At 45.4% G+C, this 1,586-nt stretch carries 1 protein-coding gene; it reads left to right on the top strand.

The genetic code is table 11. The features are described 5' to 3' along the window. Positions 1 to 107: 107 nt before the first annotated feature. Positions 108 to 1,286 (top strand): IS4 family transposase, encoded by a 1,179-nt coding sequence (locus tag VIM91_RS02185; RefSeq protein WP_331863185.1) that lies wholly within the window; start codon positions 108 to 110, stop codon positions 1,284 to 1,286. The last annotated feature ends 300 nt before the right edge of the window (positions 1,287 to 1,586 follow it).

A 1,586-nucleotide genomic window follows, 5' to 3' on the forward strand; every position in this document is an offset into this window, starting at 1 on the left:
CCACTACTGTCCGGAATAAAACAAATCAAAAGCCTTGAAAGTATTGAAGCCTCTGGGTTTAAAGGGTAAAACCCATTGATACGACTCAACAACCCAAAGGCTTCAACATGTATAGAAATACACGATTTGGTCAGATAATGGAAGGGCTACCTCGATCTCGCTTTGAAAAAATAGTGCGAGAAGAAAACGCTGATAAGTACTGCAAAGGTTTTCGGCGCTGGGATCAGATGACGGCAATGATTTTTAACCAGCTTTCGGGCGCAAACAGCTTGCGTGAGCTGGAAGCCGGTTTTAATAGCCAGTCCCATTATCATTACCACCTTGGTACACACAGCATCAAGCGCTCAACACTGGCAGATGCCAATAATAAGCGCTCCAGTGATATATTCGCTCGTGTCTGCACTGAGCTTATTCAGTACGCACATGGCAGCATTAAACGGGAATTGAAAGCCCTGGTTTATTTACTCGATTCGTCGCCCATATTCCTGTCAGGACCTGGTTTTGATGAGTGGGCGAAACCACACAGAACCAAAATCACGCAAGGCTTAAAGCTGCATTTAATGCTGGAGCAACAAGCCAGGCTTCCCGTTTACGCCATGATTTCGCCGGCGAATGATAGCGATATACTCCATGGTCGAAAAATCGATATTGAACCGGGTGCCACCTATGTCTTTGACAAGGGATACTACGATTATAACTGGTGGAAACGCATTAATGACCAGGGTGCGCACTTTGTTGCACGCCTGAAGAAGAATGCGGCGGTTGCCGCCACTGAACAGCATGCCATAAACAAAGATAGTCAGAAAAATATACTCGAAGACACCACAATCAGGTTTACTAGAAAGGTCGTTGGAACAAAGAGTCTGCCCAACCCCTATCTGAACACGCCGGCACGACGAGTGACGGTTAATCGGCCCGATAAAGACACACCCATGGTGCTCATAACCAATGACTTCACTCGTTCAGCAGAGGAAATTGCAGCGTTATACAAAAAACGCTGGGATATCGAGCTATTTTTCAAATGGATAAAGCAAAACCTGAAGATAAAACGTTTTCTAGGTCGCAGTGAAAATGCAGTAAGAACCCAGATTTATATTGCGTTGATTACCTATGTTCTGCTTTACCTGTACCGCAAGTCGAACAAGATAAATGATGTGTTTTCTCTGTGCTTGAGTACGCTTAAAACGGGTTTATTTCAGCGACCTGAAACAGAGTATCAAATCGCTCTACGACGGCGAAGGGAACGCGAAGAGTGGTTCAGATTGCAGGGAGCCTTGCCACTATGAGAATTATTCCGGACAGTAGTGGTCTTCAGCAACAGAAAAGTAAGCAAAAGAATGCCGCCCCGGCACACAAGCTTTTATTTTAAACAGCAAAAATAAAAGTGCCTTCTTCACTCCCGATTTTTGTGGCTGCTGCGGAACTCACGAATCATAAGAAACATGATTCGCTCAGACATCCTCGCAGAAAGCCTCCACAAAAATCACTCGTTCATCAGCTTGCGTGAAGGGGAAGTTGCCCCATGCCGAACGGTCAAATTACTTTTTAAATGGTGGGCTTGCGACAACCTTCCCTGTCACTTGCCG

The sequence above is a fragment of the Thiomicrospira sp. genome (assembly GCF_036568485.1).
Classification (GTDB): domain Bacteria; phylum Pseudomonadota; class Gammaproteobacteria; order Thiomicrospirales; family Thiomicrospiraceae; genus Thiomicrospira.

What these genes read in the sequence shown, in the direction of transcription:
- VIM91_RS02185 (WP_331863185.1), top strand. Translation starts at nt 108, where the DNA reads ATGTATAGAAATACACGATTTGGTCAGATAATGGAAGGGCTACCTCGA.